General features: G+C 49.7%; 8 protein-coding genes and 5 pseudogenes. 1 reads left to right on the top strand and 12 read right to left on the bottom strand.

Going from position 1 to position 19,062, the window contains the following annotated elements; translation table 11 throughout:
- The 9 genes and pseudogenes from ACFX4U_RS10425 to ACFX4U_RS10385 form a co-directional block, all read right to left on the bottom strand.
- A pseudogene (locus tag ACFX4U_RS10425) lies at positions 1-747 on the bottom strand (TIGR03756 family integrating conjugative element protein); the annotation flags it as partial.
- 219 nt (positions 748-966) lie between these two features.
- Positions 967-1,290, bottom strand: a pseudogene (locus ACFX4U_RS10420) (type VI secretion system ImpA family N-terminal domain-containing protein); the annotation flags it as partial.
- A gap of 403 nt (positions 1,291-1,693) precedes the next feature.
- Positions 1,694-1,924, bottom strand: a pseudogene (locus ACFX4U_RS10415) (type VI secretion system baseplate subunit TssE); the annotation flags it as partial.
- Positions 1,900-2,082 (bottom strand): annotated as a pseudogene (locus ACFX4U_RS10410) (type VI secretion system baseplate subunit TssF); the annotation flags it as partial. The pseudogenes ACFX4U_RS10410 and ACFX4U_RS10415, both read right to left, overlap by 25 nt.
- Positions 2,083-2,088: 6 nt before the next feature.
- Positions 2,089-2,553 (bottom strand): annotated as a pseudogene (locus tag ACFX4U_RS10405) (type VI secretion system contractile sheath domain-containing protein); the annotation flags it as partial.
- Positions 2,554-2,585: 32 nt separating this feature from the next.
- Complete coding sequence (gene tssB / locus ACFX4U_RS10400; protein WP_313508090.1) at positions 2,586-3,083, bottom strand: type VI secretion system contractile sheath small subunit; 498 nt, start codon at positions 3,081-3,083, stop codon at positions 2,586-2,588.
- Between the two features lie 275 nt (positions 3,084-3,358).
- On the bottom strand, positions 3,359-3,991 hold the full coding sequence (locus tag ACFX4U_RS10395; protein ID WP_313508089.1) for a helix-turn-helix domain-containing protein: 633 nt from the start codon (positions 3,989-3,991) through the stop codon (positions 3,359-3,361).
- A gap of 161 nt (positions 3,992-4,152) precedes the next feature.
- Entirely contained in the window at positions 4,153-6,258 is a 2,106-nt protein-coding gene (locus ACFX4U_RS10390; protein ID WP_349350410.1) for an alpha/beta fold hydrolase, read from the bottom strand.
- Between the two features lie 26 nt (positions 6,259-6,284).
- Positions 6,285-9,749 (bottom strand): amino acid adenylation domain-containing protein, encoded by a 3,465-nt coding sequence (locus ACFX4U_RS10385; protein WP_313508087.1) that lies wholly within the window; start codon positions 9,747-9,749, stop codon positions 6,285-6,287.
- An 805-nt stretch (positions 9,750-10,554) separates the two neighbouring features.
- Between ACFX4U_RS10385 and ACFX4U_RS10380 the strand changes: the two genes are divergently transcribed.
- Complete coding sequence (locus tag ACFX4U_RS10380) at positions 10,555-11,268, top strand: 4'-phosphopantetheinyl transferase superfamily protein (protein WP_313508086.1); 714 nt, start codon at positions 10,555-10,557, stop codon at positions 11,266-11,268.
- A gap of 62 nt (positions 11,269-11,330) precedes the next feature.
- On the opposite strand, the gene ACFX4U_RS10375 is transcribed toward ACFX4U_RS10380, so the two are convergent.
- The 3 genes from ACFX4U_RS10375 to ACFX4U_RS10365 all read right to left on the bottom strand — a co-directional run bounded on the left by ACFX4U_RS10375 (position 11,331) and on the right by ACFX4U_RS10365 (position 18,824).
- Entirely contained in the window at positions 11,331-15,095 is a 3,765-nt protein-coding gene (locus tag ACFX4U_RS10375; protein ID WP_313508085.1) for a filamentous hemagglutinin N-terminal domain-containing protein, read from the bottom strand.
- A 686-nt stretch (positions 15,096-15,781) separates the two neighbouring features.
- Positions 15,782-16,813, bottom strand: coding sequence for a phosphate ABC transporter substrate-binding protein PstS (gene pstS / locus ACFX4U_RS10370; RefSeq protein ID WP_370568886.1), 1,032 nt, complete (start codon positions 16,811-16,813; stop codon positions 15,782-15,784).
- A 454-nt stretch (positions 16,814-17,267) separates the two neighbouring features.
- On the bottom strand, positions 17,268-18,824 hold the full coding sequence (locus ACFX4U_RS10365; protein ID WP_305735005.1) for an MFS transporter: 1,557 nt from the start codon (positions 18,822-18,824) through the stop codon (positions 17,268-17,270).
- Positions 18,825-19,062: the final 238 nt, after the last annotated feature.

Here is a 19,062-nt window from a genome sequence, read left to right as displayed (position 1 = left end):
TTATGAGAAATCGGTGCTGGAAAGGAACGTCTGGCCGCGACGTTTGCAGCAGCTGTACGGTTGCCACAATGCCCAGGCATAGTTACCGTCCTGGGCAATCTGGCCATTGGTGTCGGGAAACACTGCACAGGTCTGGGACAACTGAGGCGAAAGTCGCTGCCATTTGTGGTTTTTCGTGCCGGTATTTTCTTTTACCGGCTCGGGTGGCCAGTAACCCGGGGACTTCTGTCCCGTAAGGGGGTTGTAGACGTGGAGCTGGCCGGAGCGGGTAATGACGTCAGCGACACGCTGAACTACAACCGCTGCTGATTTGTAACTGTCTGTCTGGGTGACAAACCCGCTACGTGGATAAACGTTCCCCCACATATTGCCGGATGTGGTTTCCCCGATTTCTCGTTGCCCGGGGATGAGTGCTTCGGGATAAAGGGTCTCCGGGACACCAGTTCGCCAGACCAGAGCATCCAGTGAGCTGTTGAAATATGGCATGAAAGGAGTGGCAGCACTGTCGCATGAATAGCCCGGCACCATACCGCCAATGACTTTCGTTGCTGGATGTCCATAGGCGTCGCCGTAATAGAAATGCAGGTTCTGCTTACGTTCCCCGGGAGCTTTCATCTCCTGACGACCGCCCCCCGTACTCACGCCCGTCACACTTTCCAGCAGAGAACCTTCAGCACCGCTGGCGGCGTTACTAACTGTGGACATTTCAGTCCAGGGGTTATCTCCGGGGTTGAGGTAAGCCGATACACCAGAGTCGGATGCGCCGTCACTATTTTCCAGCCGAACAGCACTGTTATGTATCATCATTCGCAAAGTATCGAGCTGGCTCAGGTGCTTAAGTTCCAGACGCTGTAGCACCGAGCCGAGACGCGTTAGCAGTTGCTCAGCCCGATATAACTGGCTGAGGTCGCTGTAGTTCAGCGCTAGTGTGCGCATCCGTTGCTGCAGGCGCTGGCTCAGATGGCTGAGAATTTCCATGCGGGCGTGTACAGGCTGCGGCCAGAGCCCTCCCCACTGATGACTTATCAGGGCCTCCAGTATTGCCAGGCCCTCATTCAGACCGAATAATCCGGCCAGTTGCGTTCGGGTAAGCGTGTACCAGGCCGCTGTCTGCAATTCCACGCCATTTTGCTCAAACAGTGACAGACAGAGTTTTTCTACATACCGCCAGTTCACATCCGGGCGCGCCGGATGGCTCAGCTTGCTCAGTTCATCGCGCAGGGTGGCATAATCCGGCAGGGTACGCGGGTCGCTACCGGTTTTGATTTTACGGGGGGAAATGTCAATCATGACCAGATATCCATTTAACTTGTATAGAACGGAAGGTTTTGAAGGCATTATCAGCAAAGGAGCTCATATCTGAGTTAGCGTGCGCAAGCCGTGCTTTGCACGGTGGGAAATGGATTTGGCACGAGAATATTGCTGGGGTACGTCCTGAATTTTTGTTCAGATATAAACACTAGCATTCAAGCTTTTTATCTGTTCGCGCCTTCTGCGTGACGCTGTGTTTCATATCGCATTAGCCACTCTTCCACCTGTTCCTGACACGGCTTCATTCACTGGCGAAATGTAGCGATAGCAGCCAGGCGCTCACTGATGAACGAAGCGGAGAGGGATTGTTGGGACGGTCATTTTTGCAGGAATTGTGATTTTACGAACACTATCTTCCCTGGCCTCACGTACGGGTTGTCGTTTAGAGATACTGCTGTTGCTTAAGGTGTCGCAACAGAACCCGCCCTTCGGGTTTAAAATCTGTGCCATAACGCACCAGGCCAATACCTTTGAGTTCAGCGTCTATGGCATAACGCAGTGCACCGGGGATTTCCTGCTCCAGCAGTACAACGGCGATTTTTTTCAGGCGTGGCTCATATTTGAGCAGGACGGCGGAGAGGGTTCCCATCAGTACATGCGCCGTCCCCGGCAGCCGGGAATACGGCGATTGTGCTTCTCTTCCCATTCCAGACGTTCTCCGGTCGGTTGCAGGATAATAATCAGGCGATTAAACAGGTAAATGTCGGTGTAGAGCGCAAAGAAGCGACTCAGCATCTCGCCGAACAGACAGATGTCGCCCCGCCCGGCAAAACCGTGGCTGTCTTCAAAATCCTGGCGTAGATGGTCTTTAGAGAGATCGAGCAGTTCGATTTTGACGTTCTGGCGAAAATCGGTTTTATCCACCAGTGATTTCAGCCCACACCACAGACTTTCTACTGCCTGAAACGCCTCATGATGCATCACTGCATCCAGTTGACGGCTAATCTGGTAATCCAGCTCTGCGATATGGTGGTCAATCAAATTACGGTCAAGTTTTTCGACTTTCGAACCGGACTTTGTCAAACATTCCAGGAATACCTGCATCCCAGCGGTCAGACGCTCATCGGCAGTTGCATCGGACATCGCCTGCGCATCCTGCCAGATATCAAGCGCGCTTAACGCCGTTACCGGGTTCAAATTGATTTTTTCAAATAAAGAGGCGTAGACACCTCCCGTTTGCGTGCCTTGTAAAACCACGCTTTCGCCTGTGGCGACACTTTCATTTTGTACAGACATCAACATTCCTTATTCATCTGTTAAAACTTCGCCAGCATTTATGGCTGTTTGGGCGCAAGGGAGGAGAGCTCATCACGCAGTTCTGCGCTGAGAGAGGGGTTAAGAAGAATTTTTTCTAATTCCTTTCGGAAAGTCTGATTATCGAGTAAGTTCGCCTTCAGATCGCGAAGCAGATTGCGCATTGCCAGCATAGCTTTGAGCTGTGGAATTTGGCGAGCGACCTCTTCCGGCGTGAAATCTTTCATATCGCGGAACGTTAAGCTGATATTCTCTTCGCCACCATTACCCGCCAGTGTATTTTCGACCACAAGGTTAACTTTTGGGGAATAATCAGAAAGAACACTATTAAAGTTATTCTTATTAATATTGACCTTAACGCGTTCGCTTAAAGATGCAGTTTCCATCCCGTTACTAAAATCACCCGTAACCAGTAATTTCAAAGGTAATTCTGTTTTTTTCTGTGCTCCGCCCGTATGCAGGTCGAGTTTCAGGTTGATACGCGCTTTCGGTATCTCCCTCTGGAAGCTATCGCTCATCGTTCCCTCTCTGTTTATTGCTCTGTGATATTTGCGCCTAATTTTCCCTGCGCATAACACGGAAACAATAAACCAAAACGTTTCATTTTTTACATCGAATATTAAAGATTAGGAATAAATAAAGGCTTTAAATTAATTATTAATACGCGAAGTTATTAATTAATGAGCTAATTAGCGCATAACACTTTCCAGATAATATTATTGCCGACAATAAAGACGCGTAATATTTTCAGAAAGCATTCCTGAATGTATTTTAATTTATCGCTAAAGTTTCTTTAACGCCGTTCAAGTTGATAGTACGGTACCCGCCGCGTTGTCCCCGTCAGGCTATCGAATGCATCCGTTTCTGCGGTGCTGATCCGCATCTCTTTCTTTCTGAGCCTCGCCACATCTGCGGCCAGTCGCTGAATGCCAAACCAGAATAACGCATCGAGCGCCGTGACCTGGAGACCTGTTTCCAGCGCCAGCTTCAGGCGTTCGCGTGGGGCTTTAACCTCTTTGGCGATTTGCTGGTACGGCACAGCCGTAACGTTAGTGGGATCAAGGCGACGAATACGATTGGAAAAGCGGTAACTAAAGGTATCCGGGATAGCGCTTAAATCGCTTTTCAGACTGTAGGTACACCCCCAGCGGCTGCCGCTGATAACGGCGGGTTTGCGGCTGATTTGCAACTCGTCGCGCAGGCTGTCGATTAGCTGCGGCGCGCGAACCAGCAATAAACGAAAGGGCAACTCCAGGCTGGTAACGTAATCCACATTCAACAATGCAATGTGTAAACGCTCCTGCGCCCCGGCCTGCGTCTGGCGGCACTCTTCCATGACATCGGCCCACTGGCGCGCCAGACGCGGCGTTTCATCAACCGCGGTGAAACTATATTTTTCAATCTGATAGTCGATGCGCCCACTCATCTTCGTCTGCCTCTGTTCCCTCGCCTTTACCCGCGAATCACTTTACCAGCGAGCCAATATAACCGGAAGCGGGAGGCATCGCGGATCTTTGTTTTTATACGCACAAATAAAAAACCACCTCATCCGAGGTGGTTCAGGTGTGTTATGAGAAACGGGCGCGGCTAAGGCTGACTCAACACGGTCGTAATATGACTGGCAAGCGCGCCCGCATGTGGCATGGTCAGCATGGTCATATGATTTCCAGGGCTCAGTATGGTGGTAAATTGTGTCGCGTATTCACGCCAAACTGCTTCGCGCTGTTCCCGCTCTGCGCCATTAGCTTCTTGTGCATTAATGCTATGCAACACGCCCAGGTAACGCTCGCGGGGAATATAGGAGGTATTGAGGTTTGCGTACAACACATGGAAAACCCCGGCCAGCAACGAAAGCGGCGTGTTACGGGTATAAACCCCCGCCTCAATCAAAAGTTGGTGCAAACAGATAAGCCGCTGGTGTGGCTCCATTCCCAATAGCGCGTCCTCCGTAATGGGCAGTTCCCGGTTCAGCATCAAATTATAAATGCTGATTAATTTCATCACTGCCCCAAGGTGGCTGACCGGCGGTTTAACCCCAGGTGAGCGGCTATCAATGATAATCAGCCTGGCAACCATCTCCCCTTGCGCCTGTAATTGCAGCGCAATTTCAAAGGCTATCCAGCCGCCAAAGGAGTGCCCAATAAGGTGATAGGGCCCAAAAGGCTGACGTTCACGCATTGCGCAGATGTAATCACGAGCCGTTTCTTCAATTGTCAGATGCGGCATTGTTTTCACATCGGTGAGCCCGCGAGCCTGTAGCGCATAAACAGGAAGATTTGCGGGCAAAAGCGCCACCAGTTCGAGAAAACTGAATGCGGATGCACCAGCGCCTGGGATGCAAAAGAGTGGCGTTTCGCAAGCTGCCCCCTCCTGCATAACAACCACCGGGTGAGAGGAAGATCGGGGAAGCAGATCTGCCGTCATTTGCCTCGCCAGTTGCGCCAGGAACGGCGGTTGCATAATCGATAAATGCGTCCCACCAATAACATGCAGCGACGAATCACTGCTTACTGTACCGTGCCAGCCGCGCCAGATGTCGTCGCTTTCATCCGGCTTTGCCGTATAAAGATTAATGGTGAGATCCGCAGGTGTCGGCTGATACCGAAGCCCCAGCGGCCTGATATACAACACCGTTTCCAGACGTAGCAACAGATCCTCATAGCCAATATCCTTCGGCAACCAGTTATGTTCGCGACAAAGATCAAAAATGGCTTGTATATCAATGGGGCTTTGCAGTTGTGCCAGCATCTTTCTTTCGCTCTCCGGCACATGCAGGGATAAGAAATTTACGATCATTTCGTCACGCAGTGCCCGTTCGCTGCTCGCGCTGAAATCACGCTTTTGATGCGCAGCCGGATGATAGCTATCAATCATGCCGATAAAGGCGATATCTTCCCCGCTTTGTTGCAACTGCAGCGCAATTTCGTAACTAATAACGCCACCCAAAGACCAGCCAGCAAGATGGTAAGGCCCATGCGGCTGTACGCGACGGATGGCTTCAACATGACAGGCGGCCAGCGCTTCCAGCGATGTCGGCGGATTGCCGGTGGTATGCAGACCAAGTGCTGAAAGTGCATAGACGGGGCGATCAACCCGCAACATCGTAGCCAGAGGCGAATAGACCAGCGGATCGCCGGAAGGCTCGTGCACCAGAAAGAGTGGCGGCTGCGCACCTTCGCCCCGCAGCACAACGGGATTATCGGCAAAAGGTGAAGCGAGTGACTCTTCCCTGTACTGAATGACGCCGGCAAGCTGCGCCAGGGATGGATTAGCAAAGAGTGTCGCCAGCGAGATAGCGAGTCCTGTTGTTGCCATGCGGTTTAACAGCTGAACCGCCAGTAAGGAGTGGCCGCCGAGCTCAAAAAAGTTGTCATGCCGCCCGACCTGCGACAGCCCCAGCAGCTCACACCAGATAGCAGCAAGCGTTTTTTCCACCTCACCAGCCGGGGCTTCATCCCCGCGGGTGACCGCTGCCGCGCGATCCGGTGCGGGCAGCGCCTGCCTGTCCAGCTTGCCGTTCGGCGTAAGCGGAAAGCTTTCCAGCGTGACGAACGCGGCGGGCAGCATGTACTCCGCCAGCGACTGCGCCAGTTGCTGGCGGAGCCGTGCAGGCTCCGGCGTGTGACCGGCTTCTGCCAGCAGGTAGGCAACCAGCCGTCTGTCGCCCGGCGTATCTTCCCGCGCAATCACCACCGCGTCGCGTACGCCAGCGCACGCCGTCAGGCAGGCCTCAATTTCCCCGAGTTCGATGCGAAAGCCGCGCAGTTTGACCTGAAAATCATTGCGCCCGAGGAACTCAATGTTGCCGTCCGGTAGATGTCCTGCACGTTCGCCGCGCCGCCGTCCACCGTGGCCACCACCGCATCAGTCTCCGCCTGCGACAGGCTGACCAGCGGCAGCATGCCGGGCGTGATGGCCTGACAGTGCGCCGGGATACGCGGCGGCGGAACCGGCGTATCCCCACCTGCATCGCGGACGGTAATACACTGTGCCATTTCAGCCAGCACCGGGGCGGAGAATGCCCCGCGGATATCCAGCGTCATCCCCTGCCCGCGCAGCCGCTCCAGCAGGCTGACCACCATCAGCGAATGGCCGCCCAGCTCGAAAAAGTTGTCCTGCCGCCCGACCTGCGACAGCCCCAGCAGCTCACACCAGACGGCGGCCAGCGCGGTTTCCACCTCACCGGCCGGGGCTTCATCCCCGCGGGTCACCGCCGCGGTGCGATCCGGGGCGGGCAGCGCCTGCCTGTCCAGCTTGCCGTTCAGCGTGAGCGGAAAGCTCTCCAGCGTGACGAACGCGGCGGGCAGCATGTATTCCGCCAGCGACTGCGCCAGCTGCTGACGAAGCCTTGCAGGCTCCGGCGTGTGACCGGGCTGCGCCAGCAGGTAAGCGACAAGCCGTTTGTCGCCCGGCGAGTCTTCCCGCGCAATCACCACCGCGTCGCGCACGCCGTCGCACGCTGTGAGGCAGGCACCGATTTCCCCCAGCTCGATGCGGAAGCCGCGCAGTTTGACCTGAAAATCGTTGCGCCCGAGGAACGCAATGTTGCCGTCCGGCAGCCAGCGACCCAGGTCGCCGGTTCGGTACATCCGCTGGCCGGGCGTGAAGGGATCCGGCAGAAAACGCTCTGCCGTCAGTTCCGGGCGGTTCAGGTAACCGCGCGCCACGCCATTGCCAGCGACATAGAGTTCTCCGGTCACGCCAAACGGCACCAACTGGCGGTGACTGTCCAGAATGTAGATCCGCAGATCGGCGAGCGGACCGCCAATTAAACTGGCGCCATGTGAGGTGATATCTGAAGGCGTTATTTCATACCAGCTGGCATGCACGGTGATTTCCGTGATGCCATACATATTGATAAGACGCGTATTACGGTTTGATGCGTTGTTAATCCACGGCACCAGAGAGCGCATTTCAAGCGCTTCGCCGCCAAAGATAATACAACGCAGGGAGTGGGAAGTTGCGTCCTGGGCAGCAATCAACTGGCGGAATGCGCTGGGGGTTTGGTTGAGCACCGTAACCTGTTCACGACATAGCAGCGCATAAAGCGTTTGGGGTGAGCGGGCGCATGCGGTTGATACCACAACCAACCGGCCACCCGAACATAACGCGCCGAATAACTCCCAGACGGAAAAATCAAAAGCGAAAGAGTGGCATAGCGACCAGGTATCGTTGCTATTAAAGCTAAAACCAGGCTGGCAGACGGTTAAAAGTCGGGTGATATTCCGGTGTTCAACCATCACGCCTTTCGGCTGGCCTGTGGAACCGGACGTATAAATAACGTAGGCCAGATGGTGCGTCGCCAGGCCGAGTGATAATGGCACAGGGTTGTTCTCATCATCTCCGTCAGCAACGGCTGGTAACGGCGCATCCATTAACACGGCAGGAGTAGCGCTATTCAGCGTCTGCGCAAGAGCAGAATAGGTTACCAGTGCGATGGGGGCGGAATCTTCCAGCATGTAATTCAGTCGTTCGCCCGGATAGACCGGATCCAGAGGAACATAGGCTCCGCCCGCCTTGAGGATTCCGAGGATGCCGATCACCATGTCGAGGCCGCGCTCCAGGCAAATAGCCACGCGATCATTCGGATGAACACCCATTCTGATGAGCCGATGGGCCAGCGTATTTGCCCTGCGGTTCAGCGCGTCATAGGTTAATGAACTCCCCTCGAAAACGGCAGCGACAGCCTGAGGCGAGCGACGGACCTGGGCTTCAAACATTTCGTGGACTAATAAGTTTGAAGCGTCACTTTCTGTAGCGTGAACAGGCCGAAGCAGTTGCTGGCATTCATGTGGCGATAAAATCGGTAAGTAAGAGACTGGCGTATCAATATTCTGCAATGCGCCTTCCAGTAATACAGCGAGGCGAGATTGCATAACCTGAATATCTTCAGGAGTGAAATAGTCGAGGGAATAATTAAATTCAACGCAGACCGATTGGCTCTGTTTATTATTGCTGGTGATGGCGTACTGATTAATGGTTATCGCTAAAGGATATTGCGCCCGGTGATGAGGTTCGATGGTATGAATTGCTGCCCCTTCCAGATGAATGTTAACGTCATAAGGTTCATAGGATAGCGACATATCAAATAAATTGGCTCGGTCGCTATTTTGCTGTTTTTTTATTCTCCGGTTGATTTCCGTAATGGGTAACCGCTGGTGTTTGTAGCAAATACGTAATTCATCGGCGGCTTTTTGCATCACATCAGAAAAGGAATCTTCATCCGTTAATCTAATGCGAACCGGGATAACCGAAGCATACATTCCCACCGCCGCTTTTTGTTGTGCATTTCTTCGATTATGGAGTGGTATACCGAAACAAATATCATCAACGTTTTTTATTCTTTTAAAATAACAGGAAAAAAGGGCAAATATAAAATGCAATACAGACAACCCATATAAAGAAGCCACCTGTTCAATACGCTGAAAAAGGGTTGCCTCAAGCATCCAGGTAACAGGCTCAGGCAGAGATGCTGCTGGCGCGGAGGCTGTCACCAAAGGAGGAAATAACTGTGGCGGCAATGCCGTATATCGCGCAAGCCAAAAAGCCTGATCTTTGGTGCACTGCTTCGCACTCAGATAAGCCGCATCACTGGCAACAAAATCGGCATAGGATAGCGATGCGCTTTCAGATAAATTCTCCCCGCGGATAAGATGACTGTAATTTTCGCTCAACTCTGCATTAAGCAGGCTCAGACTCGTTCCGTCGGCGATAATATGATGGCAGCACAGTTGCCAATACCAGCGATGATTACCTGCATAGATTAACGCGCTGCGCCATAACCTTTCAGCCAAATTAAATGGCTGCGTAAAATTTAATTTCACATACTGTTCAGCTTCATTTATTGGATTATCCGTGGCGGAAAAATCCTTAAACTCTATTAATGGCAAGGCGTAAGAATCAAAATATTGTGCTGGCGACGTACCGGCAACCATTCGCAAACGAAATGCATCATGCCGCTTAATGACGAAATCAAACGCTTTAACCATGATATCGGGAACGATATTGCCATCAATGATCATCACACTCCCTATATTGTAATTTGTTAGTTCAGGATTCAGCGTCTGAGCGAACCAAATCGCCTGCTGATCTGAACTCAATGGAAACCGGGACGTTGAAAGCGCTGTATATTCTTTCGTCACTAATGCACTGTCTAAAAATCGATTATTGGGAGATATGTCCATATATTCCAACCTAATTAATGAAAACCAAATCGTTGTAATTAATTGACTGCACGCTTATTTCCAGAAAGCATGGCACCATCAAATAATATTCTTGATGAATGTCTTTATCCTTTAAATGAACGACTAATTATCCTCTACACCCTCCGGATGCCTTGTCGTCAACGTCGCGAGCCGTATGAGGTAAAACTGAACATGTCTTAACGATAAATCTATCAATTAGTGTAACCGCCCACTCTCTTCACTGGATATATCCATTTAAAAAAACACGTAATAATACCGGGAGAAATCATTTCGTAAGTTTCACATCATATAAAGCACAGCGTAAATCAATTCATCTGGTCACTCTTGGCGTTATTCACTAAAAATTAAACGATCTGTAGTAAGTAATAATCCATGCAAGTTAACAATAATAAATACTCTTTGCGTCTTTATAGCAAGAAAATATATCACCTTAACAACACCTCAGTGATATATACAGCACCATACGCTTGATAATAAAGACGTTATTATTTTTAATTTGACAAAAAATATTCTTACATTTATCGCTGCAACGAAAAACTCCGATAGGCGTTTATTTTATTATTCTGTGCAACTATTCATGCAATGGATAGATATACGACAACATAAAAGAAAACCTTCGCATTGATGAATGATAACAGTGTGATTTCCACAAGATGATTCACCACCACCGCACTCGGATTGAGAAAGAAATGCGCGATGACGACACCGCCTGCGGTACACTGATTGCATTTGCTGATTTCACGTTTACCGATGCACTTACCCATTAACTTGTTGATAGATAAATATGTTTACGTCACAACTAAGCCATACCTCCTCTGACTTCGTGGTGCGGTCGGAAACGGGATTCATCACGCCATTCCCTGCAATAGCCTATTGCAAGCTCGCATTCGACACAGCCTCTTACCGGGATGCGCTTTTTAGCGAATATGCCATCCCTTTTCCCACGGCGCTTGATAAAGCAGTAGTAAAACGGCGCGCGGAATACCTGGCGGCTCGCTATGCCGCCAGACAATTATTACAAAACGCAGGCTGCGATGGTCACGTGGGTACGTCTCCCGGCCGGGAACCCGTCTGGCCTGCGGGCTGGTGCGGCAGCCTTTCTCATACCAGTGGTCACGCTATTGCGATTATTGCGCCGCGTAACGCAGGATTAACGCCAGGCATTGATATTGAAATGTTCGACGCCAGGGCCATGAGAGAGACAGCGGAAATGTTCACCAGCCCTGAGGAGCGGCGATTACTTGCCGCCTGCGGCTTAGCGTATGAAACGGCGTTATTGATAGTATTTTCCGCCAAAGAGAGTCTGTTCAAAGCGCTCTATCCCGAGGTGAAATGTTTTTTCGGTTTTGAAGCGGCGCGGATTTGTAGCATCGATACGGCGGCACAAAGTTTTACCCTCGAGTTAACGCAGCTGCTGACGCCAGAGCGCAAACAAGGGTGCCAGTTTAATGGTCAGTATCTAATCGAGGAAAATCGCGTGATTACGCTGATCGCGTAAGGCAGTGGGCGGGTATCAAATCAGGAAAGGCAGCAGCGATTGCCGCTGCCTTTTGTTGCGATTTACAGACCTACAATGGTGCCGGTATTGGTGATTGCATTCGATTCAAGGTCAAGGCCGTAAAAACCGCCCAGAACCGCGTCCTTGCCGCTGTTCGTGACTTTATTCGCGGTTACTTTTGCGGTGCCATAACTCAGCATATTGAGGTAGTTATACACGTTCCCGTCTGTTTTCACGGTTAATGCATAATCACTGACAATATTGCCTCGGTTATTAATATCGTTTACCGCATTAATCCCAATGCTTTGCCCAAGCATATTACTGTTGCTGTTGTTGGTAACGTGCCGTTGGGTAGTAAGGGTAAGGCTGGTTCCCGCCAGGATATCTTTGAAGTTCTCGATACCGTTCAGGGCATTAATCGCCAGCGCGTTATTAGCGGCGATGGTGTTGCGGTTATACAGCACACCTTTTAACACGCTGAAATTCACATCGCCTTTACCGCTGATCCAGCCGTAGTTGGTGGTGCTGTTATCCACGCTCAGGCTCAGGTTCTTATCAGAAGCGATAACCCCTGTTGCCGTTCCATCTTCCAGCTTACCGTTGCTGAAGTTCTCAAGGTAAGCAGAAGTGATATCGAGGTTACCTGCGCTATATGTCATCGCATAGTTATTATAGAAAACACCGGCCGCTTTAATAATGGCGTTGGCACCGCTCATCAGCATGCTGCGGGTGTTATCGAATACGCCCCGGGACAGCACGTTAAGCGGGCCATTTTCTGCCAGAATACGGCTGTTTGTGCTGTAGATATTCTGTGCGGAAAGCGAGACGCCCGCGTTACCCACCATGCCACCCACATCGCCTGCGACACCAAAATACTCGCCGTTGTAATAACTGAAGTTATTACCGTCTCTGTTTTCAATATTGCCGACAGCATTTACGGTAAGTGTTTTATTCGCGGCAATCAGCGCCGTGTTGTTATAGATTCCTGATTTGGAATCAATGGAGATATTTTCACCTGCGATTAACCCGTTGTTGTTATCCACCGAGTTGGCAACCAGCTTGATATCGCCCATTTGAGAGGTCACAGAACCTTTGTAACTGTCGAAGTTGCCCGTCAGAATCAGGTTAATATTGCTTAAGCCAGCAATCTGACCATAATCATTGAGCAACCAGTTCCCACTGACTCCGACATCGCCAGCAGAGGTAATCTTACCGCTATAGTTATCAACCGTTCCTTTTGCCGCCACATTTACATCGCCCGTCAGGGAGCGCAGCGTGCCACGGTTATTACCCACATTGCCAGTAGAGGTAATCGTCAGATCACCACCAGCCTCAATAAGTGAATTATTGTTGTTGACGTTGTTTGCGGTAATAGCGACATCACCAGCGCCCAGCATATAGAGGTAGTTATACAGGTTACCTTTGGTCACAACACTCATATCGCCATCACTGACAATATTGCCGCGGTTATTAATGTCGTTTACCGCGTTAATAGTAATCCCGTTACCGACCATATTGCTGTTGCTGTTATTTGTCACATGACGTTGCGTATCCAGCGTCAGGCTGCCGCCTGCAGAGATATCTTTAAAGTTCTCGATACCGTTCAGGGCATTGATCGCAAGTGACTTATCAGCCGCAATGGTATTACGGTTATAAAACGCCCCTTTCACGACATTCAGCGCCACTGCGCCTTTACCACTGATCCAGCCGTAGTTCGTGAAATTGTTGTCCACATTCAGCGTGATATCTTTATCTGAGTTGATGAAACCTGTGGCGTTATTATCGATAAGCGTGCCGCTGCTGGAGTTTTCCAGGGAAACGGTATCGAGTGTGAGGTTGCCTCCGCTGGAAATCGTTGCGTAGTTATTGTAGAAAGCCCCGCCGGTTTTGATTGCGGTATCGGCCCCGCTGACCATCAGCGCACGCGTATTATCAATGTTCCCTTTCGCTTGCAGGCTCATTGGCCCATTTTCTGCAATGATGCGGCTGTTGTTGTTGTAAATATTCTGCCCGGAAATCTCAACGCCACCTTTACCGATCAAGCCACCGGTCTGTTGCGGCATGCCGAAATAGAGGCCGAAGTCATTGCCAAAGCTATTACCATCACGGTTATCAACATTTCCGCCTGCATGGATAGTCAGCTTTTCACTGGCTAATACCAGCGATCGGGTGGTATTTACGCCGGCTTTCGCGTCGATGGAGATATTTTGCCCCATCATGAAACCGCCGTGGGTATCCACTGCATTTGCACTCAGTGAAATATCACCTTCTTCCGCACTCACAACGCCGATATAGTTGCTCAGGTCGCCGTTAACCGACACCTCCACGCCCTTCTTGCCGCCGATGCCACCGTAGTCATTACGATAAGAATCGCCCTTCACAATCACTTTGCTATTGGAAAGAAGATTACCGGAATCGTTATTGACCAGGCCCTTACTGTTTAGCGACACATCGCCGTTCGATGCGATCTGACCACCGCTGTTATTGATGCTGTTTGCGTTGATTACTACACCGGTATCGGCTGCGATGCCTAAGGAATCGGAACTGACGGTATCCGCTGTTTTGGTACTGCCGTTGTTGATAGTGCCGCCAGACAGGATGTTGATATGGCCGCTGGCAGATCGGATCAGGCCTTTGTTATTGTCGACATTGCCAAGGCTGACAATGTCCATGTCGCCTGACGTTTCCAGAATACCGCTGTTATTGTTAATCGCGCCGGATTCAAGCCCCAGATAGCCGCCGTGGATCTGGCCGTTACTGTTATTTAGCGTACCGGTTTTTAAGGTGACAATACCCGCTTCGATACCGACATCGTTCCCTTTACCGGCGTTGGTAAAAGTATTGTTATTGGTATCGACAGCCAGCACGCCGCTGGCGGCAATTTTGCCGTTGGTATTGTCAACTGCGCCGCTATTAACGTAGATATCTGCCGTCGTCGAAATCGTACCTGAACGGGCATTAACAATAGCGTTCTTATTAGTATCGAGATAAATAGCACCAGCAGAAGTAATAAGACCCGTTGTATTGTCCAATTTGCCGTTGGTATTAATCTTTGTCGAACCGGTCGATTGAATCTGCGCATTACTGTTCAGTAACTGGCCATTAGCATCAATGCTGATCCCACCAGTGCCACCGGCAATTACGCCCTGATTACGCACGCCCACGCCGCTTTCGGTACTGATAAGATTAATTTTATTCGCGTACATGCCGCCAACTTGCGCAACGTCAACGCTATAGCCGTTACGCGAGCCTGACGCAGTGACAGTTCCGGTCACCTGGCCGTCTGTATTAACGTAGTTATTACCCGCAACAATATTCAGTTCGTCAGCGGTAACTTTCCCGCTGAGCACTACGTTGCGTGACAAAATTTCAGTTGGGCTGGCGTTATCCAGTTTGCTGATTGTAATGGTACCGCCGTTGACGGAATAACCAGCGAGTTTGTCGTTCTGAATATCTGGTGTGCCGGTGGTCAGAGTGAGTTTATCGGTATTAATCGTACCGCCACCATTTACCGTAATACCATTGGGGTTGGCGATAATTAATGCAGCTTTATCACCCGCAACTTCCATCATGCCGTTGATCGTAGACGCATTTTTGGAGGTAACTTCGTTGAGAATAACTTTTGCCGACCCGGATGTCAGGTTGCTGTTACCCTGGATGGTGCCGCCCAATACCGTATCGGATGCTGAGCCGCTGTTATTAAAAATAATACCGTTTTTATCGACGTTCAGGTTGTCCCAGACGTTATGTGACAAGCCATTGCTGTTAGGTTTATTAATATCCACGACCGGCACGCCATTCGCATTATATAGCGTGCCATTTTTCATACTTAAACCAGCGGAATGCGCAACAGCAGGTAATGCGAATATCATTGCTACCGTCAACGGGGCCAGCTGAGTTCTCACAAGGCGTTGGACTTTCTTTTCCGAATTAATCACGCTTTTGCTTCCCTTTAATTAACCTTCAGAACCAATTTGAAATAAAACGTTCTCAGTCTTGTTTCCTGAGCCTGGAATCGATTTTGTTTATTCGAATGAATTTATTGGCAAACTTCACCAGGCATACCGAATCACAATAAAAATTGAAACCTGGCACCTCGCGAGACGTCTGGTTTTTACAAAACCTGTGAAGAATTAACATCAGGATTGAACATCGCAGTATCCCGCGAGCGGGGAATAAATCAAGACCGGGCTAAAAACTAACAGGGGTTCAGGAATAGAACAATATGCCATACTTCAAAATCAGATGATTCATTTGGCCTGGTGAGTGAAAAACAGACAATCGAAGCACATTATTTAAAATAAAATTTAGAAGCATTAAGACAATAAAAACATCGGTGCAGAATTATCTTTTAAGGCACTATAACAAAGTTCAGTCTTATTAATCTGCTTAATATAATTATTTGCCACTCAACGTAATAAAATAAAAATACGTTGCGTAGGAAATTAGCTTTGGGCTAATAACAAAAAAACCCGGTAGTGCACCGGGTTTATTTTTTAGGAAATAAGCGAGATTAGAACAGCGGCTTACCAGAAGCGTCCTGTACGTTGGCTTTCCATGCAGCGCGAACCTGAGCGGTAACGGAATCCGGCAGCGGCGCGTAATCCAGATCGCTGGCGATGGTGCTGCCGTTTTTGTAAGACCAGTCGAAGAATTTAAGCACTTCGGCACCTTTCGCCGCGTCATCCTGTTTTTTATACACCAGGATAAAGGTGGTGGACGAAATCGGCCATGCATCTTTGCCTTTCTGGAAAGTGAGATCCTGAGCGAAAGATTTGCTCCAGTCAGCCCCTTTAGCGCTGTTGCTGAAGCTCTGCTGTGACGGCTCAACCACTTTGCCATCGGCGTCAAACAGTTTTGTCCAGGTCAGGTTGTTCTGTTTAGCATAGGCGTATTCAACATAGCCGATGGAGCCCGGCAGACGCTGTACAAACGCGGCAACGCCATCGTTGCCTTTACCGCCTAAGCCAACCGGCCAGTTCACCGTTGAGCCTTTACCCACTTTGCTTGCCCAGTCAGCATTCACTTTGGATAAGTAGCTGGTGAAAACAAAAGAGGTGCCGGAGCCATCTGCGCGGCGCACCACGTTAATATTCGTGTCCGGAAGTTTGACTTTCGGGTTCAGTTTGGTGATTTCCGGGTCGTTCCACTTTTTAACGGTGCCCAGATAGATATCACCCAACGTTTTACCGTCCAGCGTCAGTTCGCCAGATTTTACGCCAGGGATATTAACCGCCAGCACCACACCACCAATGACGGTCGGGAACTGAAACAGGCCGTTTTTCGCCAGATCATCATCACTCATCGGGGCATCGGATGCGCCGAAATCCACGGTTTTCGCAATAATCTGTTTGATGCCGCCAGAAGAACCAATCCCCTGGTAGTTCACCTGAGATCCCGTCTGTTTCTGGTATTCGGCCGCCCATTTTGCATACACAGGCGCCGGGAAAGTACCACCAGCACCCGTCACATTCGTTGCCGCGAAAACAGTAGTCGTAGAAAGTGCAAGAGCAGCAGCCATCAGGCGAACTGACGCATTAAGCATTGCCATAATCTCTCCGAATCGAAATAGTGATTAAATTTTTGAATAATATTAAGAGGGAGGGCAGCATAGAGCGAATTTATGACAATTTTGTGTCAGCCGCGAAAAATAAAAAAAGGCGGCACAACAAGCAAAAAAAGACCTCCGGATCGCAATCGGGAGGTCTAAGCAAATCTTAGAAAAGATGAATTAACCTAACGGTTAAAATTTGCAACTCTGCGTGCTTTGTAGGCGCGCACTGAGTTACAGTAGCCGCAGCTATTAAACACGAAAACCACAGCCTTCATATGACAGATGTGCAACATTATGTAAGTTATTTTTTCCGCCCGCAAAGTTACCCTCACCGAGAATATTCCACCGACTCAACATAATATTGATTCATCAATAAATGCCCTTCAAAAATAGCCGATCCGTTTTTTTTTAAAATATCAACTCGATATATAGCGGGCGATTAATCCTATTTCGGCATATAACTTTTACTTAATTCGGCAGTTGATATTACTGCATCGTCGACCGTTGCATCAGACCAAAGCGTGTCGTAACGGTGACCTGTCAAATCTTCGACAACTTTACGCGCTTCAGGCGTCACACTCTGTTTATTGCCGTTGGCTTTCAGGCGGTCAAGTTCATCGACAAAAATACGGTGCGTGCGCTTATTCAGATGGAAGGTCAGCGCTTGCCACATTGCCACCAGCAAAAGCCCGGCGGTGCCGATAAACAGCAGCATTACAATGGTAGTGATCGCTTCCTGAGGCTGTTGCAGGCTGCCTTTTACAAAACCACCGCTCTGCAATAGCAAACCCACGGCAAAAGTCGCAATGGCTACCGTAGTTTTACGTGAAAACGTCATCACGGCGGCAAATAGCCCTTCGCGGCGCTGGCGCGTAACCATTTCGTCAATGTCCGGAATAAACGGGAACACGTTCCACGGCGTGAATTCCAGAACACAGCGCCCAACCTGGTAAAACCCGGCGAGGATCACCAGCAGCAGCACTTTGTTTTCCGTGGGGAACTGGTACACCAGGAAGAACCCCCCCAGGCACAGCAGCATCATGCTGTAGGCAAAAACATAAAGCCGGGACGGGCCATATTTGATAATGGCGAAGCCCGCAACGAGCGTTACCGGCAGCCCGACGATGCTCATTGACAGCAAAGTTCCTGCCAGCGAAGACGAGACATGCAAGCAATAAACACAGAAAAAGACAAACACCGTGTTATAAATATCTTTCGCCGTGAAAGAGAAAAGATAAATAGCCAGATGCTTGCGGAACGCACGAATTTTCAGCGTTGAGGCATAATCTTTAAATAACTTAATCACCCCGGTAAGTGTTTGCGCTGCATTGCCAGTTTGACGTTTTTTCTCCATCTCCTGCATCATTTCTGGTGTAATTTCGCGCTCCCAGCTTACTTTCCAGGAAATAAATACGCAGACCATAAACAGCACAGCAAAAACAACACCGTTAATCAAATAAGCATCGGCGTTTTTTTCACCCAACCAGCCAATTAGCACACCGGGGATAAAGGTCGCGAGAAACGTGCCGGAAGCCGAAAGAAACATGCGGCAAGTGGAAAGCTTGGTGCGATCGTTAAAATCTTTGGTCATTTCCGATGGCAATGTTTCCCACGGGATTAAGACCATGGCAGCAATGATTTCAAACGCCAGGTAAACGGCAAGATAAAACCAAAAATTCATACCGTTCAGCCATAACAGAATATAAACCAGCATCAGCGGCGCGCCGATAAGTAAAAAGAAACGACGCCGACCAAATTTCTTGCCTAGAAAATTTTTATAAAAATGATCGGTAAAACTGCCCATAAACAGGCTCACGATAGCATCAACAATCCTTGCGATCGCGACAATGGACGCCGCCTGAATCGGCGATAAACCGACAAACGTGGTGTAATAAAACAGCAGCCAGGCACCAATTACCGTAAAAGCGCCACCGCCCATTATGTCTGTCATGCCGTAACCAATGCTGACAGGAATCGTTACTTTTCGGTTTTTACGGGTCATAGCCAGCCCCCGCGATTGTTCAGCTTTACAAATCTCTCAAGCTGTAACTGTTCTTTATTTATCATGGACATAAAAACTCCATAAGAGAATTATTTGTGCCAGAACGGCGCCGTTAATAACGGACGCCTGTTGCCACCGGAAAACATCACAGTCTTCACGTTATCTCCCTTATGGAATTCATGTCTACTACCATACAAGTTAAGTTGTCGAAAATGTGACCTCAGGCATAAGCCAGAAA

This window comes from Kosakonia sp. YIM B13588 (assembly GCF_042788165.1).
Lineage (GTDB): Bacteria > Pseudomonadota > Gammaproteobacteria > Enterobacterales > Enterobacteriaceae > Kosakonia > Kosakonia sacchari.
The sequence above is the reverse complement of the archived record's forward strand: the minus strand, read 5'-3'. Positions and strand labels throughout refer to the sequence as shown.